This window comes from Streptomyces sp. NPDC055966 (assembly GCF_042269865.1).
In the GTDB taxonomy this organism is placed as follows: domain Bacteria; phylum Actinomycetota; class Actinomycetes; order Streptomycetales; family Streptomycetaceae; genus Streptomyces.
In genome coordinates this window covers 1-23,923 of record NZ_JBHJYK010000048.1, presented here as the reverse complement: position 1 = coordinate 23,923, position 23,923 = coordinate 1, and the positions used below count along the sequence as shown (strand labels likewise).

Annotated in this window: 15 protein-coding genes and 5 pseudogenes; 9 read left to right on the top strand and 11 right to left on the bottom strand. The window is 67.8% G+C overall.

Annotated elements, in window-relative coordinates:
• Positions 1-73 precede the first annotated feature (73 nt).
• From ACFC8N_RS47425 to ACFC8N_RS47415, 3 genes and pseudogenes are all read right to left on the bottom strand, one after another.
• Positions 74-481: a hypothetical protein gene (locus ACFC8N_RS47425; protein WP_376295925.1), complete on the bottom strand. Its 408-nt coding sequence runs from the start codon at positions 479-481 to the stop codon at positions 74-76.
• Positions 482-516: 35 nt separating this feature from the next.
• Positions 517-1,248: a hypothetical protein gene (locus tag ACFC8N_RS47420; RefSeq protein ID WP_376295924.1), complete on the bottom strand. Its 732-nt coding sequence runs from the start codon at positions 1,246-1,248 to the stop codon at positions 517-519.
• Positions 1,245-2,163 (bottom strand): annotated as a pseudogene (locus ACFC8N_RS47415) (ATP-binding cassette domain-containing protein). Before ACFC8N_RS47415 ends, ACFC8N_RS47420 begins: the two are co-directional and overlap by 4 nt.
• A gap of 424 nt (positions 2,164-2,587) precedes the next feature.
• Here ACFC8N_RS47415 and ACFC8N_RS47410 point away from each other — a divergent pair.
• The 5 genes and pseudogenes from ACFC8N_RS47410 to ACFC8N_RS47390 all read left to right on the top strand — a co-directional run.
• Positions 2,588-2,785: a hypothetical protein gene (locus tag ACFC8N_RS47410; protein ID WP_376295923.1), complete on the top strand. Its 198-nt coding sequence runs from the start codon at positions 2,588-2,590 to the stop codon at positions 2,783-2,785.
• 224 nt (positions 2,786-3,009) lie between these two features.
• Positions 3,010-3,327, top strand: a pseudogene (locus ACFC8N_RS47405) (transposase); the annotation flags it as partial.
• 418 nt (positions 3,328-3,745) lie between these two features.
• Complete coding sequence (locus ACFC8N_RS47400) at positions 3,746-9,559, top strand: amino acid adenylation domain-containing protein (protein WP_376295922.1); 5,814 nt, start codon at positions 3,746-3,748, stop codon at positions 9,557-9,559.
• Positions 9,560-9,661: 102 nt separating this feature from the next.
• Positions 9,662-9,868, top strand: coding sequence for an MbtH family protein (locus ACFC8N_RS47395; protein WP_376295921.1), 207 nt, complete (start codon positions 9,662-9,664; stop codon positions 9,866-9,868).
• Positions 9,869-10,142: 274 nt separating this feature from the next.
• Positions 10,143-10,582 (top strand): annotated as a pseudogene (locus ACFC8N_RS47390) (IS5 family transposase); the annotation flags it as partial.
• 201 nt (positions 10,583-10,783) lie between these two features.
• On the opposite strand, the gene ACFC8N_RS47385 reads toward ACFC8N_RS47390, so the two are convergent.
• Positions 10,784-11,674, bottom strand: a complete 891-nt coding sequence (locus ACFC8N_RS47385; protein WP_376295920.1) for a LysR family transcriptional regulator — start codon at positions 11,672-11,674, stop codon at positions 10,784-10,786.
• A gap of 213 nt (positions 11,675-11,887) precedes the next feature.
• Here ACFC8N_RS47385 and ACFC8N_RS47380 point away from each other — a divergent pair, with 213 nt between their 5' ends.
• Together ACFC8N_RS47380 and ACFC8N_RS47375 are read left to right on the top strand one after the other, a co-directional pair.
• The gene (locus tag ACFC8N_RS47380; protein ID WP_376295919.1) at positions 11,888-12,757 is read left to right on the top strand and encodes an SDR family oxidoreductase; all 870 of its coding nucleotides are present in this window, start codon (positions 11,888-11,890) and stop codon (positions 12,755-12,757) included.
• Between the two features lie 43 nt (positions 12,758-12,800).
• The gene (locus tag ACFC8N_RS47375) at positions 12,801-13,769 is read left to right on the top strand and encodes an alpha/beta fold hydrolase (RefSeq protein ID WP_376295918.1); all 969 of its coding nucleotides are present in this window, start codon (positions 12,801-12,803) and stop codon (positions 13,767-13,769) included.
• A gap of 101 nt (positions 13,770-13,870) precedes the next feature.
• Here ACFC8N_RS47375 and ACFC8N_RS47370 read toward each other — a convergent pair whose 3' ends face one another.
• A complete protein-coding gene (locus tag ACFC8N_RS47370; protein WP_376295917.1) occupies positions 13,871-14,719 on the bottom strand; it encodes a LysR family transcriptional regulator in 849 nt (282 codons plus the stop codon).
• 75 nt (positions 14,720-14,794) lie between these two features.
• On the opposite strand from ACFC8N_RS47370, the gene ACFC8N_RS47365 reads away from it, so the two are divergent.
• Together ACFC8N_RS47365 and ACFC8N_RS47360 are read left to right on the top strand one after the other, a co-directional pair.
• The gene (locus ACFC8N_RS47365; RefSeq protein WP_376295916.1) at positions 14,795-15,610 is read left to right on the top strand and encodes an NAD(P)-binding domain-containing protein; all 816 of its coding nucleotides are present in this window, start codon (positions 14,795-14,797) and stop codon (positions 15,608-15,610) included.
• Positions 15,611-16,247: 637 nt separating this feature from the next.
• Positions 16,248-17,036 (top strand): annotated as a pseudogene (locus tag ACFC8N_RS47360) (ATP-binding protein).
• 8 nt (positions 17,037-17,044) lie between these two features.
• Here the strand turns inward: ACFC8N_RS47360 and ACFC8N_RS47355 are convergent.
• The 6 genes and pseudogenes from ACFC8N_RS47355 to ACFC8N_RS47330 all read right to left on the bottom strand — a co-directional run bounded on the left by ACFC8N_RS47355 (position 17,045) and on the right by ACFC8N_RS47330 (position 23,343).
• Positions 17,045-18,001 (bottom strand): hypothetical protein, encoded by a 957-nt coding sequence (locus ACFC8N_RS47355; protein WP_376295915.1) that lies wholly within the window; start codon positions 17,999-18,001, stop codon positions 17,045-17,047.
• 864 nt (positions 18,002-18,865) lie between these two features.
• Complete coding sequence (locus tag ACFC8N_RS47350) at positions 18,866-19,720, bottom strand: helix-turn-helix domain-containing protein (RefSeq protein WP_376295914.1); 855 nt, start codon at positions 19,718-19,720, stop codon at positions 18,866-18,868.
• A gap of 65 nt (positions 19,721-19,785) precedes the next feature.
• A pseudogene (locus ACFC8N_RS47345) lies at positions 19,786-21,411 on the bottom strand (CocE/NonD family hydrolase).
• A gap of 46 nt (positions 21,412-21,457) precedes the next feature.
• A complete protein-coding gene (locus tag ACFC8N_RS47340; protein WP_376295913.1) occupies positions 21,458-22,396 on the bottom strand; it encodes an alpha/beta hydrolase in 939 nt (312 codons plus the stop codon).
• 57 nt (positions 22,397-22,453) lie between these two features.
• Positions 22,454-22,915, bottom strand: coding sequence for a cupin domain-containing protein (locus tag ACFC8N_RS47335; protein WP_362823120.1), 462 nt, complete (start codon positions 22,913-22,915; stop codon positions 22,454-22,456).
• 2 nt (positions 22,916-22,917) lie between these two features.
• Positions 22,918-23,343, bottom strand: coding sequence for a nitroreductase/quinone reductase family protein (locus ACFC8N_RS47330; protein ID WP_376295926.1), 426 nt, complete (start codon positions 23,341-23,343; stop codon positions 22,918-22,920).
• Positions 23,344-23,923: the final 580 nt, after the last annotated feature.

Sequence of the window (23,923 nt, the reverse complement as noted above, 5' to 3'; positions counted from 1 at the left end):
CAGCAGGCATGGATCAACGACCCGGCCAAGCGCAGGGAACCCGCACCACAAACCTCATAGCGTCACGACCGTCTCACTGGACTTGAAATCTTCCGGCGAGCGCCCGGTAGTAGCCGGGGATCATCGCGAGGCTGAGAAGTCCGCTCGCGATCCAGAGCCGTCGGCCCGGCCCCCAGCCCCGGGCCGCCGTGTACCCGGCGACGCAGGCCATCCAGCTCACCGCTCCGGTGAAGGCCACCGTCACCGTCGCGGCGACCGCTAGCCACGGGAACCGCCTGCGCAGCAGCAGCGCCGGAGCACAGACAACGACGGCACACACGGCGAGCAGGGCAGACACCGCATGGTGTACGAATACGCCCTCCAGGACCATGACGGTGACCAGCAGGTCGAAGCAGAGCGACCGGAACCTGCCGCCCCACCAGCCCAGCCACCCGCGGGTCCGGGTCGGGGCAGCGCCCGGCGACGCTCCCGGACTCTCCATGTACCCGTCCCTTCCGCCTCGGCTTCCCCCTCCGATCAAACGTCCCGCCGGGCAAGGGCCAACGCGCTTCCGGTCAGCAGCAGAGCCGTCAGTGCCACCAGCGGCAGAGCCTCGTAGCCGTGCTCGCCTGCCCGCGCTTCGGCCAGCCGCTTGGCCGCGGTGAACGGTACCACCCGTGGATCGAGGCGGAGGGCGGCCACCAGCAGCGGCTCCAGCACCGCCGGCCACAGCACAGCGATGCACAGCGCGGCAACCGCGCTCCTGGTCAGCCCGGCGACCGCCAAGCCCACCAGCCCGGTCAGCGTGACATACAGGACGGTAGCGCCCGCCGCTGCCAGCTCCCGACCCGGGTCGGGAGCAGTCCGGCCGATGGTCAGCACGCCCAGGTAGTCCACTGCGGCGGCGACCCCGGCGGTCCCCGCGCCCACGGCGGCCACCGCCAGTGCCTTCGCGGCCACGATCCAGGCCGGGGAGCGGAGGGTGAGCACCGTTGTGGTGATTGTCCGGTGGCGGTATTCCATACCGAAGGTGTTCACCCCGAGGGCCGTGATCAGCACCGCTGTGAGCAGGGGCATCAGGGACAGGCCCTTGATGAATTGCTCGGTGCCGGTGGAGCCGGTCCGGCCGTCGGCCAGGGCGAAGCAGAGCTGGAGCGGGACCACAAGACCGCTCAGCACCCAGGTCGACCGCAGGGTGCGTAATCCCGCCCAGGTGTAGCGGAGGGCCGGGAGGACGGGGCCCGGAGAGCTGGACACGCTGGCGCTCATGCCGCCGCCTTCCTCTCGAGTTTGCGCTGCCCGGCGCTGTACTGGCCGCCGTCGGCGGTGGCGGCAAGGAATGCCTCTTCCAGACTGCTCTCGCGGGTGTGCAGCTCACGCACCCGTACTCCGGCACGGGCCGCGACCTCCCCCACCCGGTCGGCGTCCAGGCCGTCGACGACGACCGTGTCCGGTCCCTCCCGGCGAGCGGTCGCGCCCTCCGCGCCCAGCCCCGCCTGCAGGGCTTCGGTATCTGATGTGCGCACCACCACCTCCGAGCGGGTGTACGCGGCGATGAACTCCCGTACCGACTGGGCCGCGATCAGCCTGCCCCGGCCGATCACCACCAAGTCGTCGGCGGTCAGGGCCATTTCAGACAGCAGATGAGAGGAGGCGAAGACGGTACGGCCCTCCTCGGCCAGGTCCCGCAGCAGGGCCCGGGTCCAGTGCACCCCCTCCGGGTAGAGGCCGTTCACCGGTTCGTCCAGAACGAGGTACTCGGGTCGCCGAGCAGGGCGGTGGCCAGCCCCAGCCGCTGGCGCATGCCGAGGCTGAAGCCGCCGGCCCGGCGGCGGCGGACGTGGTCCAGGCCAACCAGCGACAGCACCTCCCGCACCCGCCGCTCGCCGATTCCGGTCCGGACGCCACCATCCGCAGATGGTGATACGCGCTGCGGGCGGGATGCACCGACCCGGGATCGAGCAGCACTCCCACCGGGTCGGCCAGTTCACGATAGGTACGGCCGCCGAAGGTGGTCCGGCCCGCGCCGTGCTCCAGCCCGAGCATCAGCCTCATGGTGGTGGACTTACCAGCGCCGTTGGGGCCGAGGAACCCTGTGATGGCACCGGGCCGCGCGGTGAAGGAGAGGCAGTCGACGGCGACCGCCTCCCCGTAGCGCTTGCCGAGTCCCTGAACAGTGATCACCGCTCTCCTCACCAGAAAGCAGCGGACGCGGCGGGCGGATTGTCAGTACGCCCACCCCGACGAACCCCGCAAGCCTCCGCCGGACCCGCGGGCCGCCACGTCACGCGATCGGTCAGCCCGCCTACGACTTTCGTCCAACTGGGAGCAGCGGAAAAGGTGACGTCCCACCGGCGCTGATCGCACAGCATGGAAGCAGCCGGATCCACCCAGCGCCTCGGCGCGATCGGTTTCTCGTTGCCGCCCCGAGCGGGCGTCGGCGGCAACCGTGAGCAAGAGCCGAGTCGGCAGCCCGCTCGTTACCGGGAGTCCGGCCGTGCCACGGCATCGTCAACCCGACGACACGAAGGTGTCAGATCCCGACCGCATGCCGCGGCAATCAGACATACATAGCGAGACACTCCACAGAGAGGGACACGCTGTCAGCATGCACTCCATCGCCGCGCTCGTAATGATCGTGCTGTTCGTCGCCTATTGCATATTCATCGTCAGTGCGCTGCGGGCCGCGGTGACTTCGAGGCTGCGCTTGTTCGCCAAAGCAGTGTGGGTTGTAGTGATCTTCGCACTGCCGTTTGCGGGCAGCCTGCTCTGGCAGCTAGTGGGAAAGAAGTCCGCACTGGTCTGAGTGGGCGTTCAGACATGCCGCGTGTTGGTAACTCACTTATGCCGTGCACCCCTTTTGCACAGCTACATGCCGTAGATGATTGTCTGCGCCTCCTGCGACGTCGGCCTGTGCGCCCGTTTGGCTCGCTTCTATCGCTCGGAGTCCGTCTGATTTAGGAACATTACAGAAACGCCGGACCCGCGAGGGAGTAGATCATTTCGCCTCGTGCGTGATCACGCTGTGTCGTGAGCCAGCGCAATCCGCACCCAAGCGACCTGTCCGACGCCCGATGGGCCCTGATCGAGCCGGTGTTGACGGCCTGGAGAAAAGCCCGGCTCGACCGCAGGCCCACCGGCCAGCCAGCCAAGGTCGACCTCCGCGACGTGTTCAACGCGATTCTCTACGTCAACCGCACCGGAATCCCCTGAAAATACCTCCCGCACGACTTCCCGAACCACGGCACCGTCTACGCCTACTACGCCGCCTGGCGCGACGAGGGAATCCTCGCTCAGCTCAACTGCGAACTGACCGGTTTAGCTCGCGTGAAGGAGGGCCGTAAGCCCCGCCGCCTGTGATTCCGCCTGCTCTCTGCGGCCGCGCAACTCGTCGCCGCCGGCCGACGTAGGATTCTCCGCCTCGCCCAGCACCGGCCCTTGACCGGCGAGATCACCGCCGCCCTCGAGAGGCTCTCGCTCCTGTCCAACCCGGGCTGACCAGCAACCTTCCACCGTCCCGACGACAACATCACCCGCCCCGGGCAGTGGAACCCGGCGCCCACCAGACGCGACTGCCGGACCGTCGGCCAGCCCATCATCAACTCCTGATGGCGAAAGGGTCCACCGACTCCGTCGGCGGACCCTCGCGAAAGGTCGAGGCTAGGGTGATCAATGCAGACAACGATGTTGCAACGCGGAGACAGAGACAGTGCGCTTGCTTTTCCACGCTTCCGCCTCATGTGAGCACTGAAGGGTTCCAGCTGTCATGTCTGACACCCATCTCGGCACCGACGTTCTGTCGAGCGATCCCGCAGCCGATCCCGTGCACGCCTGGAACGACACCACCCGCCCTCTACCCTCGGCTACCTTGCCGGAATTGTTCTCCGCCCAGGCAGCCCGCACCCCCGAGGCGACTGCCTTGGTGTACGGAGAGACGAAGCTGACCTACGCGCAGCTTGATGCGCGCTCAGATCAGATCGCCCGCCACCTGACTGCCCAGGGTGTCGGTCCGGAGGCCCTGGTCGCGGTGATGATGGAACGCGGCATCGACCTCGTGGTCGCCCTGTTGGCTGTGTGGAAGGCCGGTGCGGCCTATCTGCCCATCGACCCGGTCATTCCCGCCGAGCGGATCGCCTACATGCTCGATGACGCCGAACCCGTGATGGTGCTGGCCGCCTCGCACACGGTGGGATTGGTACCGGGAGGCGCTGCGGTCACGCTCATCGATGATCCGCACCTGGCCGTGTCCCCGAGCGAACCGGTGGCCGGGCCGGGCGGCCGGCGGGCACTAGCACCGGCGAACACGGCCTACGTGATCTACACCTCTGGTTCGACAGGCCGGCCCAAGGGCGTGGTGGTCTCGCATGGCGGTGCGGTGAACCTGGTTGCTGTTCAGGCCGAGCACTTCGCGGTGGACACCTCCAGCCGCGTGCTGCAATTCGCCTCGGCAGGCTTCGATGCGGCGGTCTGGGAGTTACTGATGGCTTTATGCGCGGGTGCGTGCCTGGTCCTGGCCCCAGCCGAAAACCTGCTCGGCGCGCAGCTGCCCCGGCTGGTAGCACGCCACGGGATCACGCATGCGAACCTCCCGCCGGCGGTGCTCTCTCTGATGGCACCCGAGGATCTCGGCACGGTCTCGACCCTAGTCTCCGCGGGTGAGGCGCTCGCCAGTGACCTGGCGGCCCGCTGGGCCACGGGTCGATGCCTGATCAACGGCTACGGGCCGACCGAGACAACCGTGTGTGCGACCCTGTCAGATCCCCTGACCCCTGGCGAGGGCGTGAATATCGGCGGGCCCATTTCCAACACACGGGTCTTCGTGTTGGATGACGGGCTGCGGCCGCTCCCGGTGGGGGTTGCGGGAGAGTTGTATGTGGCGGGTGCCGGGCTGGCACGCGGGTACCTGGGCCGGGCCGGGCTGACCGCGGAACGCTTTATCGCCTGCCCCTATCCGCAGGCCCCGGGTGAGCGGATGTACCGTACCGGGGACCTCGCACGCTGGAGCCCGAACGGGACACTCGAGTTCCTCGGCCGCGTGGATGACCAGGTCAAGATCCGAGGGTTCCGAATCGAGCTGGGCGAGATCGAGGCGGTCTTGGCTGCCCACCCGCAAGTCGCCCAGGCCGTGGTCATTGCCCGCGAAGACACACCCGGCGACAAGCGTCTGACCGCCTACATCACCACTACGGACGCTGGCCTCGATATCGCCGTACTCCGCCAATGGTGTCGACGCAGCCTCCCCGACTTCATGACACCGGGGTGGTTTGTCTTCCTCAACGAAATACCCCTCACCGTGAACGGAAAAATCGACCGTAAGGCCCTACCTAAACCCCGCCACGACCGATCCGATCTGGGCCAAGATTACACTCCACCTCGAACCGAAATCGAACAACTCCTCGTCGACGTCTGGGCAGATATACTCGGCCTGGAGCGCATAGGCATCCACGACAACTTCTTCGACCTCGGCGGGCACTCCCTCCTCGCAACGATTTTGATCACTCGGCTGCGCTCACTGTTCGGCTTGGAGATCACGATCCGGGAGGTCTTCTCCAGCCCGACAATCGCCACTCTGGCTGCACAACTCGATATCTCGGCGGGCCATCGGGGGCCTGCCCTGCTTGGCCGTGACCGGTCGGCGAATGCAGCTTTGTCATTTGCGCAGCAGCGATTGTGGTTTCTTGATCAGCTGGCGCCACAGAGTTCTGAGTATGTCATTCCATGCACATTTCGGATCCGTGGTGCATTGGATGTCGAGGCGTTGGAGTCAGCGTTTCGAGGGGTGGTGGAGCGGCATGAGGTGATGCGGACCCAATTCGTGGTGATGGATGGCCATCCGGTGCAGGCTATCGACGCGGAGCCCGGCGTGAGGGTAAATCTTGTCGATGTCAGTGGTGAGTCGGATGCAGCTCGACGAGATCAGATCGCGCTGGCTGCCGTCGAGCAGGACGCGAGGATCGGTTTCGATCTTGCCATTGACCACCCGCTGCGGGTGACCGTGGTGCGCTTGGCCGATGATGAGCATCTGATGCTGGTGGCGATGCACCATGCCGCCGCTGACGGCTGGTCGATGGAGATCCTCACTCGCGAATTGCGGGCCTTCTACGAAGCCGCTGTCACAGGCCGGCCTGCGGCTCTTGACGATCTCACGGTGCAGTATGCAGACTACGCTGCCTGGCAACGGAAATGGTTGACCGGCGACGTCCTTGAACGCCAACTGGAATTTTGGCGGAAGCAGTTGGAAGGGTTGCAACCGCTCGAGTTGCCGACCGATCTGCCTAGGCCGCTGGAACGTTCGGGGGTCGGCGGTTCGGTGAGATTTAGTGTTCCCGTACCGGTCACACGTCGACTCGCCGACATCGCGACGGGCCGCAGTTCCTCACAGTTCATGGCGGCTCTGGCCGCGTTCCAGGTTGTGCTGTCCCGATGGAGCGGACAGGATGACGTGGCGGTCGGTTCGCCGATCGCCGGACGCACCCGGGCCGAGCTCGAAGACCTTATCGGCTTTTTCGTCAACACCCTGGTGATGCGAACCGACACCTCGCGCAATCCTACCTTCGTGGAGCTGCTGGACAGGGTCCGGGAGACGGCCTTGGGCGCCTATGCTCACCAAGACCTGCCCTTCGAACGTCTCGTCGAGGAACTTGCCCCCGAACGCGACCTCTCCCGCAACCCTCTCTTCCAAATCAGCTTCGTCTTCCAAAATTTCAAGGAAGCCCAATGGACACTTCCGGGAATGTCCGTCGAAGCCTTGAAGACCGATACTGTGACCTCCAAGTTCGATCTCCTGCTCGCCCTGGTTGAGGGGTCTGATGGCGGGCTGGACGGGGAAATCACGTACTCGATGGAGCTATTCGAGGAAGCCACCGTACGGCGAATGGCTGGGCATTATCTGCAGGTGCTGGAACAGGTGACAATCGATCCCGGACAGCGGATTGGGCAGATTGAACTACTCACTCCGGCCGAATGCGGGCAGTTGACGGAGTGGGCCCGAGCCGGTGGCGCAAGCGATTCCGTACCTGAGGTCACGCTGGCTGACGCCTTCGAGGCACAAGCGGCCAGGAGCCCCCGTCGGCCCGCGTTGACCTGCGACGGCACGACTATTGAGTATGCCGAACTCAACGCTCGGGCGAACCGGCTCGCACGCCTCCTCATGGAACGTGGTTCCGGGCCTGGCCAGTTCGTCGCGCTGGCCCTGCCCCGCTCGACCAACCTGGTCGTCGCGCTGCTCGCAATCATGAAGTCGGGTGCCGCTTATATCCCGATCGACCCAGAAGTCCCCGCTGACCGGATCACCTACATCCTGGAGGACGCGCACCCCGAGTTCGTCATCACCACGGCGGTGGTCGCCGAGCGGATCCCGGACAACTCCGCGACCTGCGTGGTACTGGCCGATCCTGCTACGGAGGAGAAACTCGCGGCCCTTCCAGACCACGATCTCGGCGCATCCGAGCGCACGTTGCCCTCCCGCGCCATCGACGCGGCGTATGTGATCTATACGTCGGGATCCACCGGCCAGCCCAAGGGCGTAGTCGTTACGCACCTGAACGTCATGAGCCTGTTCACCGCCACCCGGCATCTGTTCGGCTTCCACGAAGACGACGTATGGACATTGTTCCACTCGTACGCCTTCGACTTCTCGGTGTGGGAGCTGTGGGGCCCGCTGCTCCATGGCGGTCGCCTGGTGATCGTCCCGTACGAAGTCAGCCGCTCTCCGAAGGACTTTCTCACTCTACTAGTACGGGAACGCGTTACGGTGGTCAGTCAGACACCGTCCGCATTCTCTCAACTCATGCGCGCTGACCGGGAATCTCCGGAACTGAGCTGCGAACTCGCCCTCCGCTACGTGGTCTTTGGCGGTGAAGCACTGGACCTAACCCAGCTGGGCACCTGGTACGAGCGCCATGCCGAGGACGCGCCAGTGCTCGTCAACATGTACGGGATCACCGAGACCACCGTGCACGTCAGCCATCGAGCGTTGACCGAGCGCCTGGTGAAGGAGAAGTCCGGCAGCATCATCGGCATCGGCCTTCCCAGCCTTGAGGTTCACATTCTGGACGGTGCCCTTAGACCAACCCCCGTCGGTGTCGCAGGTGAGATATACGTGGCCGGCGGCCAGCTGGCCCGTGGCTACCTCAACCGCCCCCAACTAACCGCTGGGCGTTTCGTCGCCAATCCCTTCGGCCCGCCCGGCAGCCGCCTCTACCGATCCGGCGACCTGGCCCGCTGGACGCGGAACGGTCAACTGGAATATCTGGGGCGGGCAGACAACCAGATCAAGCTCCGCGGTTTCCGTATCGAGCCGGGCGAGATCGAGGCGGCACTGATCGCGCAGGCGGATGTGGCGGAGGCACGGGTGCTGGTGCGTGCCGACGTAGCCGGTGACAGCGTACTGACGGCCTATGTGGTGCCCGCCCCCGGCGCAACCCCCCGACTAGCCGAGATCCGCGATGAGTTGAGGAACCTCCTTCCCGCCTATATGGTCCCGACGGCCTATGTTCTGATTGACACCATCCCCCTGACCAGCAATGGAAAGCTGAACCGCGATGTGCTGCCCGCCCCCACCCCCACCGCCGCTCCCAGCAGGGGCAGGGGCGGTGCTGTGGTCCGGCCGGCAAATCAACTGGAAGGCCGGATTGTCCGGGCCTGGAGCCAGATCCTTGGCGCCGCAGAAGTCAGCGTCGAAGACAACTTCTTCGACATTGGCGGCGATTCCTTCAAAGCGGTGGCACTCGCCCGCGCCGTAGGCCATGGGCTTTCCGTAGTCGCGGTGTTCCAAAACCCGACACCGCGGGCCCTAGCCAAGCACCTCGCGGCAAACCCCCACGACGGCGCGCCGCACCGCTGGCTGCACCAGCTCACCCGAGGCCGACCGGCGGACGACCATCCTCGGCACACCCTCGTCTGCATTCCGTACGGCGGTGGCAGCGCCACCGCGTACCAGCCACTTGCCGGACACTTGCCGCGAGACTTCGATCTGTGGTCCGTGGCCCTGCCGGGCCACGACCCGACGTTGCCCGACCAGCCCGTCATGGACTGGGGGGAGTGCCAGGAACGACTGGTCGAGGAAATCGCCGCCTCAGTTCAGGGCCCTTTCAGTCTGTACGGGCACTGTGCTGGCACCTTCCTGACGGTGCAGGTTGCGCGAGGCTTGGAAGACTGCGGCCTGCCCCCGACGAGGGTCCACCTCGGAGCGGCCTTCCCGCCGTATTCCACCCCCCCAGGCACCCTCGAATCCGCGCTCTCTAGCACGGACGAGCAATTGCATCGCCGCCTGGCCTCGTTGGGAGGATTCGGCGGAGCACTCGACGAAGTAGACCTGCGGCACGTCCTGCGCGCCGTCCGCCATGACATGACCGAATCCATCCGGTTCGTGATCGCCACAGCGGAGGGGTGGAACCGGCTGCGGACGCCTATCCACGTGATCATCGGCGACCAGGACACGGAAACGGAGGGCTACGAGACCGGCTACCGCGGCTGGGAGCACTATTCACAGAAGGTGTCGCTCCAGGTCATCGAAGGCGCGGGCCACTACTTCGTTCAGGACAGGGCCGCACTGCTGTCCAAGTTGATCTGCGACTGAACCGCCGACCCGTATTCCGCCAGTACGCCTCCTTATGGTGTAGACCACTGGCACACAGGACGCGCTACCGAGACACACACCAAACGACTTGGGGAGACCGACATGAATCCTTTCGACGATCCGGACGCCGAGTTCATAGTGCTCGTCAACGACGAAGGGCAGCACAGTCTGTGGCCCACCTTCAGTGACGTACCTGATGGCTGGCACTTGGTGCACGGACCGGACGCCCGCGACGCCTGCCTGACGTACGTCAACGAGAACTGGACCGACATGCGGCCCAAGAGCCTCATCAAGGCCATGGGGGACTGAGCCCCAGCGGCACCTCGTCGCCAATTTTCGACATCCTCACATCCTCGAAGCCGATTCGGGCGTCGCCGCGGCTGCGCCCGAATCGGCTTCGGGGTAAAGAAGATTGCATGTGGCCCGGGTTTTCAGCCGTCGGCGTGTGGTGTCCGCTGTGGCCACGCCTCCGCAAACGGCTCACCTGGGGTGAAGACCGGACCGGCGCGCGCTCTGGTCCGCAGGTGACCAGGCCGTGCCGGAGGCCGAGCGCCGCTCAACGCCGCGTAGACAATGAGAGGCGTTGATCGAGCCGTTGCTGCCCAAGCCGGGGCCGAAGCTGGTCGAGGGACGGCCGAGGGTGATGCCGGACCGGCAGGCGTTGTGCGGGATCCTGTTCGTGCTGCACACCGGCATCCAGTGGGAGTACCTGCCCCAGGAACTGGGCTGCGGTTCGGGCATGACCTGCTGGCCGCGGCTGGCCGCGTGGAACGAGGCCGGGGTGTGGGACCAGCTGCATGTGCTGCTGTTGAAGAAGCTGCGGTCGGCGAGGAAGCTGGACTGGTCCCGGGCAGTGATCGACTCCTCCCATGTGCGGGCGGCCCGCAGGGGCCCAAAAGCGGTCCCAGCCCGGTCGACCGCGCACGGCCGGGCAGCAAGAACCACGTCGTCACCGACGGCCAGAGCGTCCCGCTCGCGGTGTCGCTGACCGGCGGCAACCGCAACGACGTCACCCAACTCCTGGAGCAACCCCCAGGCGGGGAGCATGACCTGTGCCATGGCTTTGTTCACGAGAACCCGTTCTCGTGAACAAAGCCATGCGGAAAACGACGGGGCAGAAGGCACCGAATGCCCTGCAGGCAACTGCAGAACGGCAAGCATGATCGCCGAACCCCTGCGCAACTGCGCAACCGCTACTCTGCGGAACCCCGACCCGGGGCGATCTCACCGGCCGAGGGCGCTGGTGGCGTAGGTACGGAAGGCCGTCACCAGTCGGTTTCGGTCGCCTGCGCGGGTGGCCAGCACCACGTGGCTGGGTTCGACACCTTCGAGCGGGACCGTGGTGAGGTCGGGACGCAGGGTGTGGCTGGGGACGGAGATCGTCACGGCCTGTCCGCCGGCGATGAGTTCGAACTGGTCCGCTGCGGCGTCGATCAGCGGTCCGTCGGGGGCGGGGCGGCCGTCGGGCCGGGGGTCGATGCGCCAGAAGGCGCTCGCCAGCGGGTCGGCTCCGCGCACCTTGGGCAGGGGCTCGTCGGCGATGTCGGCGAGGGTGACCGACGCCCGGCCGGCCAGCAGGTGGTCCAGCGGCACCACCAGCACCCGGGGCTCGTCGTACAGGGGCGTCACGTCGAGCCCGTCGGTGGGGAACGGCAGGCGGGCGACGACGGCGTCGACGCGGTGGTCCAGCAGGGCTGGACGCGGCTCGTCCGGTGTCAGTTGCTTGGTTCGTACCTCGGCGTCGGGGTGCCGGCGACGTAGTTCGCGCACGGCGGGGGTGACGATGATGCCGGGTGTGTGGCCGATGGTGATGCGGCCGGGTCGGGCGGCGGCCCGCGCGCCAGCCGCAGCGCGGTCGGCGGCGCGCAGCAGTTCCGTGGCCAGAGGCAGGAAGACCTCGCCGGCTTCGGTGAGGTGGTTGCCCTGCGGCGCACGCTCGAACAGGCTCACGCCGAGCTGCTGTTCGAGGCGGCGGATCTGGCGGCTCAGAGACGGCTGGGTGGTGTGCAGGGCCTCGGCGGCCCGGCCGAAATGCCGGTGCTCGGCCACCACCGTGAAGCACCACGCCAGGCGCAGATCGAAAGCTGCGGCCGGGGACTGCGAGGAATCAGGCACGTCCTCAGCGTAGCCCCCGCGACAGCCGACCTGACCTACCTGCCATCACTGTCATGGCGCCCTGAGCAGGTGCGATACGCGCGACGTATCGCTTCCTGCGAAACATTCATTGGACCGGCACGTACGGCCGGACCCACAGTGGGATCACCGGCCAGAGCGCGGCACCAGCGCCCGCTCGGGCCAATGTCACCTGCTTCCAAGGAGTGCATCGCCATGCGTGTTCTCGTCACCGGCGCAACCGGTTTCATCGGCTCCGCCGTCACCGCCGAGCTCATCGGCGCCGGCCACCAGGTCCTCGGGCTCGCCCGCTCCGACGCCTCGGCGGCCGCCCTCACCGCCGCCGGAGCCGAGGCCGTCCGCGGGACGATCGGGGACCTCGACATCCTGCGTACCGCCGCGGCCGAGTGCGACGGGGTCATCCACCTCGCCTTCGGCCACGACTTCGCTCAGCACGAGGCGGCGGCGCGCGCCGAGTCGGACGCCGTCGAAGCCTTCGGCGACGCCCTCGCCGGCAGCGACCGGCCCCTGGTCATCGCCTCCGGCGGACCGGTGGGCACCGAGCGGGACACTCCGCCCGCCTCCGGCAGCCCCCGCATCGCCGGCGCCCGGGCCGCACTCGCACAGGCGGAGCGCGGCGTACGCTCGTCCATCGTCCGGCTCGCCCCGACCGTCCACGACGCGGACACCTGCGGCTTGGTCCAGCAACTGATCGGCACCGCCCGCGACAAGGGTTTCTCCGGCTACCTCGGCGACGGGGCCAACCGCTGGCCCTCGGTCCACCGGCTCGATGCCGCACGCCTGTTCCGCCTCGCGCTGGAGAATGCCCCGGCGGGAACGGTCCTGCACGGCGTCGGCGAGGAGGGCGTACCGCTGCGGGCGATCGCCGAGGCCATCGGCCGCCACCTGGACGTCCCGGTGAAGGCCGTCGCGGCCGAGGACGCCGCCGCCCACTTCGGCTTCCTGGCCCGCATCCTCGGCAACGACATGCGGGCCTCGAACGCGCTGACCCGCGAGCTGCTCGACTGGCAGCCCGTCCACCCCGGGCTCCTCTCGGACCTGGACCAGGGCCGCTACTTCGGCTGATGACCCGCCCCGACCCGGCACCACCATCAGAAGGGAAAGATCGATGCCGCACTACGGACCCGACAGCCCCGACACCACGTACATCCCGCACGCCTACCCGGAGGCGAGGTTCGACACCGGCGAGGTGGCCCTCAACCACGCCACGACCGGCTCCGCCGACCACCCGGCCCTGGTGCTCATCCCGCCCCAGGGCACCTCCTGGTGGAGCTACGAGGCAGCCATGACGCTGCTGGCCGACGACTTCGAGGTCTTCGCCGTGGACCTGCGCGGCCAGGGACGCTCGACCTGGACCCCGGGCCGCTACACGGTCGACAACATGGGCAACGACCTGGTCCGGTTCATCACCGGACGCGTCCGGCGCCCGGTCGTCGTCGCCGGCAACTCCTCCGGTGGCCTGATCGCCGCGTGGCTGTCCGCCTACGCGCCGCCCGGGATGATCCGCGGGGCCTACCTGGAGGACACGCCGCTGTTCTCCGCGGAGATCCGGCCGCCTTATGGCCAGGGCACCAGCCAGGTCGTCGGGCCCATGCACCAGCTCGTCAGCAAGTACCTGGGCGATCAGTGGTCAGTCGGGGACTGGCAGGGATTCGTGAAGGCGCTGCCCCGCGAGCTGCCCCCGGCCCTGCTGCGGGGCCTGGCGGCGATGTCCGGTCGCTCCGGTGGCTACTTCGGTGGCGACGAGCCGCCGCAGAGCATGAAGGAGTACGACCCCGAGTGGGCCCGCGCCTTCTGGACCGGCTCCGCCACCGCCTCCAACGACCACGCCCGCATGCTCGCCGCAGTCAAGGCCCCCGTGCTGCTCGCCCACCACTACCGCGCCGTCGACGAGGAGACCGGAACCCTCCTGGGCGCCATCTCCGACCTCCAGGCCAGCCAGGCCCGCAGACTCATCACCGAGGCCGGACAGCGATGCGACTACCGGTCATTCCCCGACGCGGCCCACGCCATGCACGCACACAACCCACAGGTGTACGTCGAAACCCTGCGCGACTGGACATCGACACTCAACTGACAGAAGCACACTGTGGACGGCCACCAGACGGCGTGCGGGTCCACGGCCCTGTCCGGAGCACATCGCTTCGAGGCCGGAACCTGCCTGCCGGGGGCGGGAGTTCAATCCGCGAACGCGGCCACGTAGGAAGCCACGCACGACCCGGGTGTGACCAGTGATGTGACAATGTGGCAGTCGACGCTCACCGGCGGGTCGAGCGGCACCTGGACGAGCCGCTCGGTGCGGGTACCGGCGAGTTGCTCGGCCGGCATCAGCGTCCAGCCCCCGGGATCCTGGCCCACCTCGAACAACACGTTGAGGATGTCCCCGGCAGGCGGGCGCAGCGGAGCCGCGGGCAGTACGGCGAGGATCGCGTCGTGCATCGGCGGGTCGCCCTCGCGGGTGGGAAGCCGCAGGCCATGGGGATCGAGGTCATGCAGGCCGACCACGGACTCACGGGCGGCGGGATGGTCGCGTGCGAGCACCGCGTGCAGCGGCTCGGACCAGGCACGCACCGCAGTCACCGCCGGCGAGGTGACCGCTCCGCAGACCAGCGCCAGGTCCAGCTCGCCGTCGCGGACGGCGTCGAGGCGGGCGGTAACCGGCAGGTCGACCAGTTTCGGCTCGGCAGGGCGTCCGCTCTCGCGCATGCGGCCCACCGCCCGCTCGAGGCGCGCGGTGACGCAGGAGGCCACCCCGATCCGCAGGACGGCCGCCGGATGTCCGGCGGCCACCCGCACCCGGGCCGCCGCAGCGAGGGTCTCGCGGGCCGCAGCGAGAACCCGTTCACCGGCCGGGGTCAACCGCACCCGGCGTGAGGTGCGCTCCAGCAGGCGTACGCCGAGCTCACGTTCGAGCCGGGAGATCTGCTGGCTCACCGCCGGCTGCACGATGCTCAGCCGTTGCGCCGCCCGCCCGAAGTGCAGCTCCTCCGCGACGGTCACGAAATACTGCAGCGCCCTGAGTTCCACCCTCCTGATCTATCACAGGATGTGATCGCTGGTGAGGGATTCCGGTCATTGTTCGCCAAGGTCACTCCGGTTGTGATGGATACCAGCCCGCCGGAGCGGTCCCACCCTTGGGACCCGCCACGCGGGAGATCCGAACGGAGAACACGAGTGAGCAGCACAACCCTCAGCATCATCGGCACCGGCAGGGTCGGCTCCGGGCTCGCCCGCCGCGCCGTCGACGCCGGCCTGGACGTCGTCCTGAGCAACTCGCGCGGCCCCGAGACGCTGACCCGTCTCGTCACCGAGCTCGGCCCGCGGGCCCGCGCCGCCACCCCGGCCCAAGCGGCCGGCACCGGTGACCTGGTCCTCGCATCGGTGCCGCTGTCCGCCCACACACGGCTGCCCCGCGCGGAGCTCGCCGGCAAGACCGTGATCGACCCCATGAACTACGCACCGACGCCCCACTGGGGCTCCCAGGAGCTCGACCGCAACGAACTGACCTCCAGCGAACTGGTGCAGCGCCACCTCGCCGGCGCCCGGGTCGTCAAGGCCCTGCACAACATCGGCCCCACCCAGCTGCTGAACCTGTTCCGCCCCGCCGGAGCCCCCGACCGCACCGCACTGCCTCTGTCCGGCGACGACCCGGATGCCAAGAAGGAGGTGGCCGACCTGCTCGACATCCTCGGCTTCGACACGGTGGACCTGGGCACACTGGCCGACAGCTGGCGCAGCGAACCCAACACCCCGCTCTACGCCATCCCGTACCTGGGACGGCCACCGGCCGACTTCACCGACGTGCAGGACGTCGTGGCCTGGGCCCAGCAGGCGCCCGGCGTGCCCGTACCCCGCGCCCGGGTCAAGGAACTCGCCACCGCCGCGGTACGCGGCCCCGCAGGATTCCGGATGCAGTAAGCAAGCGATCCGCCAAGCCGCCATCATCGCCGGCCTGCGCCTCTTCCTGTCCATCCGTGGGCCGGCCCAGAAAGTGCCGGGCAGTTCCTCCAGCAGACCGATAACGATGCGGCCGTACCGTCCGGCGAGTCCGCACCAGGTGACGAGGCGGCTCGGGGAGCGGTCCAGGCGCGTGGCCAGCCCCAGCAGGGACGGGCCCGCCGAGGTCGCCCGGCACGACCGCTCGGCCCCGGGCCATCCGTCGATCAAGGCCGAGCACTACCCGCCCCCCGGGAGAACAAGGAAGCCGACCGCACCCCGCGGGCGAACACCGCGGAAGAGGCCGCGTTCCTCGCCCTGGGTCCCGGCGCCGCCTCCTGGCTGATCGAGGCTGCGGCCGCGGGAGCCCGACGCCTGAAGCCGAAGATGGCCGAGGCCGTCGCCCTGGCCAAGCTCCACTCCGTGGCCGAGGTCGACCGGGCCCTTGGGCCGCGGCGATCGCCGGGCGGTTCGCGGAGAACGACCTGATCTCCATCCTCAGCTATCAGGCCGGACTCGAGTCGGTCGAGCCCAGTCGGGCCACCGAACAGCACAGCCTCCAGCCGGGCACCTCCGCCTGGTCGAACTTCGACATCACCAGCGACAAGGACGAGCACTGATGGCCACCCCGATCCGCACCATCTCCGGCGCCCACGGCGATCCGCTGGCTGAGGCCATCGAGCTGGCCAAGCGGCTCAAACTCCCGCACCTGCGGAGGGCGTTGAGCGATCTGATCCCCACCGCGAAGGCCAACTCTGGGACCCCGCCGAGGTCGTCCGCGTCCTCCTCGCCGAGGAAGCCGCCGGACGTGATGCCGCGAACCTGCGGACCCGACGCAAGCGAGCCGGGTTCCCCGCAGGCAAGACGTTCGGCGACTGGGACGAGACCAAGTCCCCCATAACCCGCCAGGTCCAGGACTCGCTCAAGACGCTGGAGCGGGTCGGGCGCCGGGAGAACCTCTGCATCCGCAGCCCGGGCACCGGGAAGTCGCACTTCACGGAGGCACTGGGGCAGACCGCGGTCGAAGCCGGCCCTGACCGTCGCCTGGTTCACCATCGAAGACCTCGGGGCTCTGGTCCGCCGCCATCGCGCCGACGACTCCCTGGCCCGAGCGATGACCCGGCTGATCCGCACCGACTTGATCATCGTGGACGACATCGGGCTCCTGCCCGTCTCACCGGACGCCGCCGAGGGCTTCTACCACCTGGTCGATGCCGCCTACGAACGCCGGGCCCTGGCCGTCTCGAGCAACCTTCATCCGTCAGGCTTCGACGAGATCATGCCGAAGACGCTGGCCACCGCGACCGTCGGCCGGCTCCTCCATCACGCCCACGTCGTGGTCACGCAGGGTGAATCCTTCCGGCTCACCGAGGCCACCACAGGCAAGGGGGTGATGCCTCTGAGGTGAACGAGACCTCAGAACGGCGGGGACGTATCTGGCCGCCACTGGGGAAGACAAATGGCCGTTGACAGCGGCCGGCGGCGCTGTGCGCTTAGACCCGGCATCCACACGTAGTCGGCTGGGAGGCGACATCCGCAGTCCAGGTTCGTCACCGTGATCGGCGGTCCGTACTCCGGGTCGGTCAGCAGGCTGATGAAGTCTTGGTGATGGTACGGCGCTTGGACCAGCGGTTCGTGGATGTAGTCGATGATCCACTCGTGGCCTCCGCGGTCCCGGTCCAGGTTGCTCCAGGCGGTGGTGCTCAGAGGGATGCCGATCGTCCGCAGGAGTGGCGCGCGGCGGAGCATGCTGCTGGCCATCCAGGCTGAGGCGCTGAGCAGGCGGTTGCGGCGGGCGTGCACTGTGTGGGCTTTCGCGCTGCGGTAGGGCTTTTCGCTGCTGTGCCACTGATCGGGGGCTTTGGCCTGGCACAGGACAGTGCCGTCCGAGTCGTAGTCGCGCGTCTGGAGTTCGAGGGCAGTGAGCCAGTCCTCGACGTCGACGCCGGCCAGAATGATGGAGCCCACAAGATTGACTATGCGCAGGACGACAGCGCTGTCCTCGATGAAGTAGCGGGTTCCTGGAATGCCCCTCAACTCGCCTTCAGAGATGCGAGGCAGCAGGCGGACCAGTTCCCTGGCCATCGATTCGCCCGCGAATTCGCGATTGACGTCTTCGTCCTCGAAGGTGAGGTCCAGGGAGTCCGGCCGAGGATCCGTGGAGCAGATGCCCCACGGATTCCGTGTGGAGATGAGCGGCCAGGCGTGCTGTTCCAGGAAGTACGCTTCAAGAAGCGCCTGTTCTTGCTGAGCTTCGGGAATCAGGGGTGCGGTGGGAGCCAGCTTCCTGACACGCTTCAAGGCTTCCGCCCATGGCAGTCCGGTAGCCACCTGGAGTTTCTCAGCACGGCGTTCGAGACGAGTGCGTTTCACGGTTATCTTCCCGCTCCGCGTTCCTGTCCCGACCCAGGTCGCGCGGTGCGCATCCGTGAGGCACAAACTGAACTAAAACGCGACACCGGCCGAGTTGGCTCGTCGCACAGCGCCCCGTCGGGTGACCACTGCGCAAGTAGGGCCTCGCCAAGCCCTACCCCGAATGTTAGGCGGGGCGCCGAGAATCGGTCCGCGCCCATGCCGATGGTTCACCCTAACAGCCGATCTCGTCTCCATCGTGGGCAGATGCGGTCGAGAAGCAGCTTCATCTGGGCAGTTGTTCCTCGCCTGTCCAGCCAGGCTTCGTGCGGTGGCCAGGACGCCGAGGCCACCCGGAACATGGTCATCTGCAGGGCAGTGGCTCACCGGCTTCGCCCGGGGAGCGGCGCGGCCGGGGGAGATGCTGCCACCGGCGCGGGTGCTGGCGTGGTGCGGGGCGTCGGACTGTCAGGCGTTGCAGGTCGCACAAGGCGAGTGCCTTGGCCTTTGGCCATTTCGAAGGTGATGTACTGCACCAGGGCTGCCGGAGCGTTCACGGACAGCTGCAGTGCCCAGGCCGGCTGCTGGACGGCGTGCCCGCCCCAGATGGTCCATGCGGGAAGAGGGCTGTCGGCTTTCTGGGCAGCGAAGGCGTCGAACTGTATGCCGCCTTCCTGGCAGTCCGGTGCGGCTTGTGCAGCGGTTAGTATCTGATCGAGCATCAGGCCTGGCCTCATGGGGCCGATGGGGTGGGTGTCGCCTGGTGTGACGGCGGACCGGCGACGAGCGGTCATCCTCCGCCCCAGCCCGAAGGGCAGTTGCCTCACCACCGTCCTACGACCGGTCGACCTGTCTTCATCCCAACCTACCGACGAGTTCAACGAACTACTGGTGAGAGTCCGCGCGCAGAGCGTCCAGCTTCTCGGCGTCGTCGGTTTCGGCGACGGCCGTGTAGGCGACGATACGGAGATCCGAGCCGGGGACCATGAGGACGTCGAGGTCGAGGGCCAGGTCGCCGACCTTGGGATGTTCGATGGTCTTGCGGTCGCCGGTGTGGAGGCCGGCGGTGCCGTTGGACCACAGGTGGGCGAAGCGGGGGCTGGTGCGGAGCAACCGGTCGACGAGCGAGGCGAGCCGGGCGTCGTCGGGGTAGGCCGCCGCCGTGACCCGCAGATCGGCGACGAGGGACTCCTCCTCGCGCTCGTCGCCCGCCCAGGACCGTACCGGCCAGGCGGCGATGGAATCGACCCGGTGACCGTTGCTGGAGCGGAACATCCCCGCGACGAGATTGCCCTGGTCCCACCCGTAGGTACGGGGGTCACCGATGGTGGCGGTCCACATCCGGTTCCAGCTGACCAGCGTCCAGTCGGCGGCGTAGACCGCGACTGGCGCGTCGCCCAGCTGTTGGACGAGCCGGTGGACGCTCGGCGGCACGTGCAGGAGTACGTCGCCGTTGGAGGGCGGCGCGAGGTGGGCGCAGCGGAACAGGTGGTCACGCTCGGAGGTGTCCAGGTGCAGAGCCTTGGCCAGGGCGGTGACGACCTGGGCGGAGGGGTTGCGGGCGCGGCCCTGTTCGAGCCGCACCACGTAGTCGACCGACAGGCCGGCCAGGCGGGCCAGTTCCTCGCGGCGCATACCGGGGATGCGCCGGTCGGCGTCGGATTCCAGCCCGCTCGCCAAGGGCGAAATGCGCTTCCGCCAGCCTCGCAGGGCGATGCCGAAGTTGTTCGTCATGGCCATGCGGTCATCATCGTTCAGGTGCCCCGCCCGCGGCAGACCTCCTTTCCCGTATCTGGGTAAAACCGTTAGGGGCGCGGGCGCTCGTGCAGATGCAGCGCCGAGGGGCGGAGCCGGTCGTGGTGATAGGTGTCGGTACCGGCTTTCTGGCCGTAGAAGTGGGTCATGGGCGCGTCGGTGATCAGCGAGTCCTGGTTCGTGATCTCCAGGCGGATGCGGTCGCCCTCGCAGGCCAGGAACGACAGGGGCAGCAGTTCGACGTGGAGTTCATAGACCTTGCCGGGCTCCAGCGGATCCTCGCCGTTGTGCAGGTGGAACGGACGCATGTCACTGGTGAGTTCGGGGTCCTCGGCGCGGTGGGAGGCACGCAGCCAGCCCTGGCTGACCTTGATCGGCAGCCCCGCGCCGGAGTCACCGGAGACGAGGGAGAGCTTGACGAAGACGTCCATGTCGGTCTGGTCCGAGGAGGCGTGCAGCGTCAGCGTGGCATGGCCGGTGAACTCGCGGTCCTTGTCCATGGGAGCGGTGGTGAAGGTGTTGACCCGCGCGACGTGGTCGGGGACGCCGTGTCTGTCGAAGACGGTGACGCCGGCCATCCACTCGGGATCCGGGTAGCACCAGGAGGTGGACGCCTCGTCCGCCACCGGCTTGGCCTCGCTGAGCGTTCCGTCGTTGAGGGAGACGACGGCACCGCTGTGCTCCCCGGCGAGGTAGAAGGTACTGGTGCGCACGTCCGGTGGCGGCCAGGAGGGCGCCGAGTGGTAGGCGTCCTCGCCGTTGACGTAGAAACGGACGTCGGGCTTTTCCATCACACCGTTGTCGGCGCCCTTGAGGTGATGGTCGTACCAGGGCAGCAACTCAGTGCGGTGGAAGTCCTCGTCGAAGTAGTACCTCTGCGCGGCGGCGAAGCTGCCAGGATGCGTGACCAGCAGCTTCTTGGGCCCCCGTACGCGCTCGAAACCGTAGAAGTTGCCACGCAGGTGCAGCGCAGCCTTCCCCCACACGCCGATGGAGAACACGGGGATGTCGATCTGCGGCAACTCCCAGAACGGCGAGCGCCGACGATGCCACTCGTCGTCCAGGGGGTGGGAGAGGATGTCGTAGACGAAGTCCTGCTTGCCGTCGACGCGGAAGCCGATGCCCTCGATCTCGTGCTGGACCAGCACCGAGCCGAACAGCCAGGTGCTCAGGAAGCCCTGGATCGGGATGCCCCCGTGGTACATCCAGTCGCGGTACATGTCGGTGGCGCCGTCGTACGCGACGATCGTCCTCAGATGCGGCGGGCGGGTGCGTGCGGCGTTCCACTGGCTCCAGCAGTAGTGGGACATGCCGATCATGCCGATCGCACCGGTCGACCACGGCTGGGCAGCGACGTGCTCGATCATGTCGTGGATGGCCTCGCCCTCGCCGCGCGAGACCGGGTCCCAGGTGCCCTAGGAGCGGCCGGTTCCGGGTACGTCCATGACGACGTAGGCGTAGCCGTTGTCGAGGTAGAGCTGTATGGGCCCGTACTCGATGAACGGGAACACCGGGTGCGCCGGCAGATGGCGCAGCGCCTTCTGGTACGGGGAGGCGCCGAGAACGACCGGGAACGGCCCCTCACTCTCTGCGGGGAGGTAGACATCGGCGCGGACGAGATCTCCCGCGCGGGTGCGGACCTCGGTCTCGAAGGGCGCCACATGCACATCGACCATAATGGTTCCTTTCCAGGCCTTTCCGGAGCGCGGAAGACGGTCGCGGTCACGACTGGAGCGAGGCGACCGGCGCGGCCTCGGTGGGGCTCTTGGCGGTGGCCCAGTGGGCCCGGACGAAGGCGGCGGCGGACTGCAGTGCCTCGCCCGCCTCGTCGAGCATCACGGCGAACGCCTGGAAGACGTGCGGGACTTGGGGCCAGACCTGGAGTTCGACGTGAACGTCGTGGTCGGCGGCGCGGGCGGCCAGTCTTACGGCGTCGTCCAGCAGGATCTCGTGCGAGCCCACCTGAACGAGCAGCGGTGGCAGGCCCGTCAGGTCGGCGAAGACAGGACTGGCCAGTGGCTCGGTGCCGGCCGTCCGGCCGAGGTAGTCGCGGGCGCGGGTGCGCAGGGCCTGCGGGGTCAGTGCGGGGTCGAGGTGGGCCTTGCCGGTCGCGCTGGCGCCGGACACCGTGAGGTCCGCCCAGGGCGAGAACACCGTGGCGGACGAGGGCCGCGGCAGGCCCGCGTCCCTGAGGGCGACCAGCGTCGCGACGGTCAGACCGCCGCCCGCGGACTCACCGACAAAGGCGATCCGGTCGCTGGGGATGCCCTGGTCGAGCAGCGCGCCGTACGCGGCCACGGCGTCGTCGACGGCCGCGGGAAACGGGTTCTCGGGAGCCAGCCGGTAGTCGATGCAGACGGCACGGGCGCCGCAGCGCCGGGACACATCGGCGGCCAGACCCGCCGCGTCAGACGCCGAGCCGATGGCATACGCGCCGCCGTGGAAGTACAGCAGCACGTCGGCCGGATCGCTTCCGGGAGTGTCGACGGTGACGACGGGGATGCCGCCGAGCTGCCCGGGGGTGGTCGTGACATCGGGAGGCAGTGGAATCGAGGTCATCATCTCGTGGAAGACGGCGCGTGCTTCGGCCACGTCGCCTCCGACGTCGAGCGGAGCATGCCGAAGCATCTCGTCGAGGTCGCGGCGTTGCTGCCCGGACATGGCTGTGCCTTTCGTGCGGTTCGTTCGGGATGGGTGGAGCGGTGGGTGGGCCGGCACTCAGCGCGGCGGGCCGAGGATGATCTGGCCGTACATGTCGGCGGCCTCGGCCATCCGGTCTTCGGTTATCTCGAACCCCTCGGGCCGTGCGGTCGATATGTCGCGCCCGGCGTGCCGGAACATGCCTTCGATGCCGCCGGGGGTGCAGATCATCAGCAGGTCTGCGGTGTCGGAGGTGATCCGGTAGCCGTGGGGGACGTTCTTGGGCAGGTAGACGATGCCGCCCTCCGACAGTTCCATCTCCTGGTCGTCCGACCACAGCAGCGCGGTGCCCTTGATCAGCATGAAGATCTCGTCCTCACGGGTGTGCACGTGGTACGGAGGCGCCTCCCCCTTGGCCACGCTGAACCGTCCGACGGTCAGCTGTCCGTCGGTGGCCGCGCTGTCCAGGAGCACGGCGAACTGACCGCCGTCGAGCCATTCGAGCTTCTGCTGCTGATCAGGCTGCGCGAGGTAGGCCATGCTCACGACGATGTCCCTTCTGTGCGGTCGGCGGGTGCTGGGCCGCCCTCACCACCCGTGGGGATGAGCGTGACGGCAGAGATCACCCGATGCGTCTTGCGCTGGTATCCGGCGAAACCGGGATGACGGCGGGCCTGCTCCGTGAACGCGGCGTCGCGCTCGGCGCCACTCAACTCCACGGCCCGTACGGCGACCACGTCGTCACCCACCTCGATGCGGACCTCGGGATACGCGAGCAGGTTGTAGTACGGGTCCGGATTACGGTCGGAGCCGGCCTTTGATGCGAAGAGCAGATAGCGGTCATGATCGGCCAGGTACATCACCGGATGCACTCGGCCGGCGCCCGAGCGTGTTCCGACAGTGTGCAGCAGCATTACCGCGGCGGCCCCGGCAAAACCCCCGCCCAGCTGGCCGTGATTCGTGCGGATCTCGCGGTGTCAGCCATCACTTCTCCGGTGCGAGACGAGGTCGGGTGGCCTGCCGGTCGGGTGGTGTGCCCTGCCCATGCTGGACCCAGGGCCCGGACGGCCGTGGTCGGCGACCTTCGGCGGGGTCGCCTCCCACGAATGATGATCCGCTTCCAGAGGCGACCACCGCCAGACGCGTAGATAGGACCAGCAGTACCACCCTGCGCTGGTGGTCGATTGCTCGGTTGGTTCCCGGTTGGTTCTCGAACAATCCGAGGAGAAAATCCCGACTTGCCCTCATCCGAAAATGGAGGAACCGGAAGGCGCGCGTTATCAGCCCGTGGGCGAGGTGCCGGCGGGTCGATCGGTGCTCTGCCGTCAGGGTACGAGGGTGACGGTGAAGCCGCCCCCACCTGAGCGAAGGAGAAACTGCAGATCACGCGGCAGATCGTGAAACGCTCGGACGACATGTCAGGGTTCGTGGTGCTGCGAGACGCTGGGTGGTGGAACGCAGTCTGTGCGCCACGAGGCGCTCTGTTTGTATCCCCGGTTCAGCCGGGAGGAACTCGGAAGGAGGTTCCTGGGCCCGATGACTTACCTG

Bases quoted from the DNA above. Each gene is read 5' to 3' on its own strand.
- ACFC8N_RS47350 (WP_376295914.1), bottom strand. From the start codon at position 19,720: ATGGCCATGACGAACAACTTCGGCATCGCCCTGCGAGGCTGGCGGAAG.
- ACFC8N_RS47380 (WP_376295919.1), top strand. From the start codon at position 11,888: ATGCGTGTTCTCGTCACCGGCGCAACCGGTTTCATCGGCTCCGCCGTC.
- ACFC8N_RS47425 (WP_376295925.1), bottom strand. From the start codon at position 481: ATGGAGAGTCCGGGAGCGTCGCCGGGCGCTGCCCCGACCCGGACCCGC.
- ACFC8N_RS47400 (WP_376295922.1), top strand. From the start codon at position 3,746: ATGTCTGACACCCATCTCGGCACCGACGTTCTGTCGAGCGATCCCGCA.
- ACFC8N_RS47375 (WP_376295918.1), top strand. From the start codon at position 12,801: ATGCCGCACTACGGACCCGACAGCCCCGACACCACGTACATCCCGCAC.
- ACFC8N_RS47340 (WP_376295913.1), bottom strand. From the start codon at position 22,396: ATGTCCGGGCAGCAACGCCGCGACCTCGACGAGATGCTTCGGCATGCT.
- ACFC8N_RS47395 (WP_376295921.1), top strand. From the start codon at position 9,662: ATGAATCCTTTCGACGATCCGGACGCCGAGTTCATAGTGCTCGTCAAC.
- ACFC8N_RS47410 (WP_376295923.1), top strand. From the start codon at position 2,588: ATGCACTCCATCGCCGCGCTCGTAATGATCGTGCTGTTCGTCGCCTAT.
- ACFC8N_RS47335 (WP_362823120.1), bottom strand. From the start codon at position 22,915: ATGGCCTACCTCGCGCAGCCTGATCAGCAGCAGAAGCTCGAATGGCTC.
- ACFC8N_RS47365 (WP_376295916.1), top strand. From the start codon at position 14,795: ATGGATACCAGCCCGCCGGAGCGGTCCCACCCTTGGGACCCGCCACGC.
- ACFC8N_RS47420 (WP_376295924.1), bottom strand. From the start codon at position 1,248: ATGAGCGCCAGCGTGTCCAGCTCTCCGGGCCCCGTCCTCCCGGCCCTC.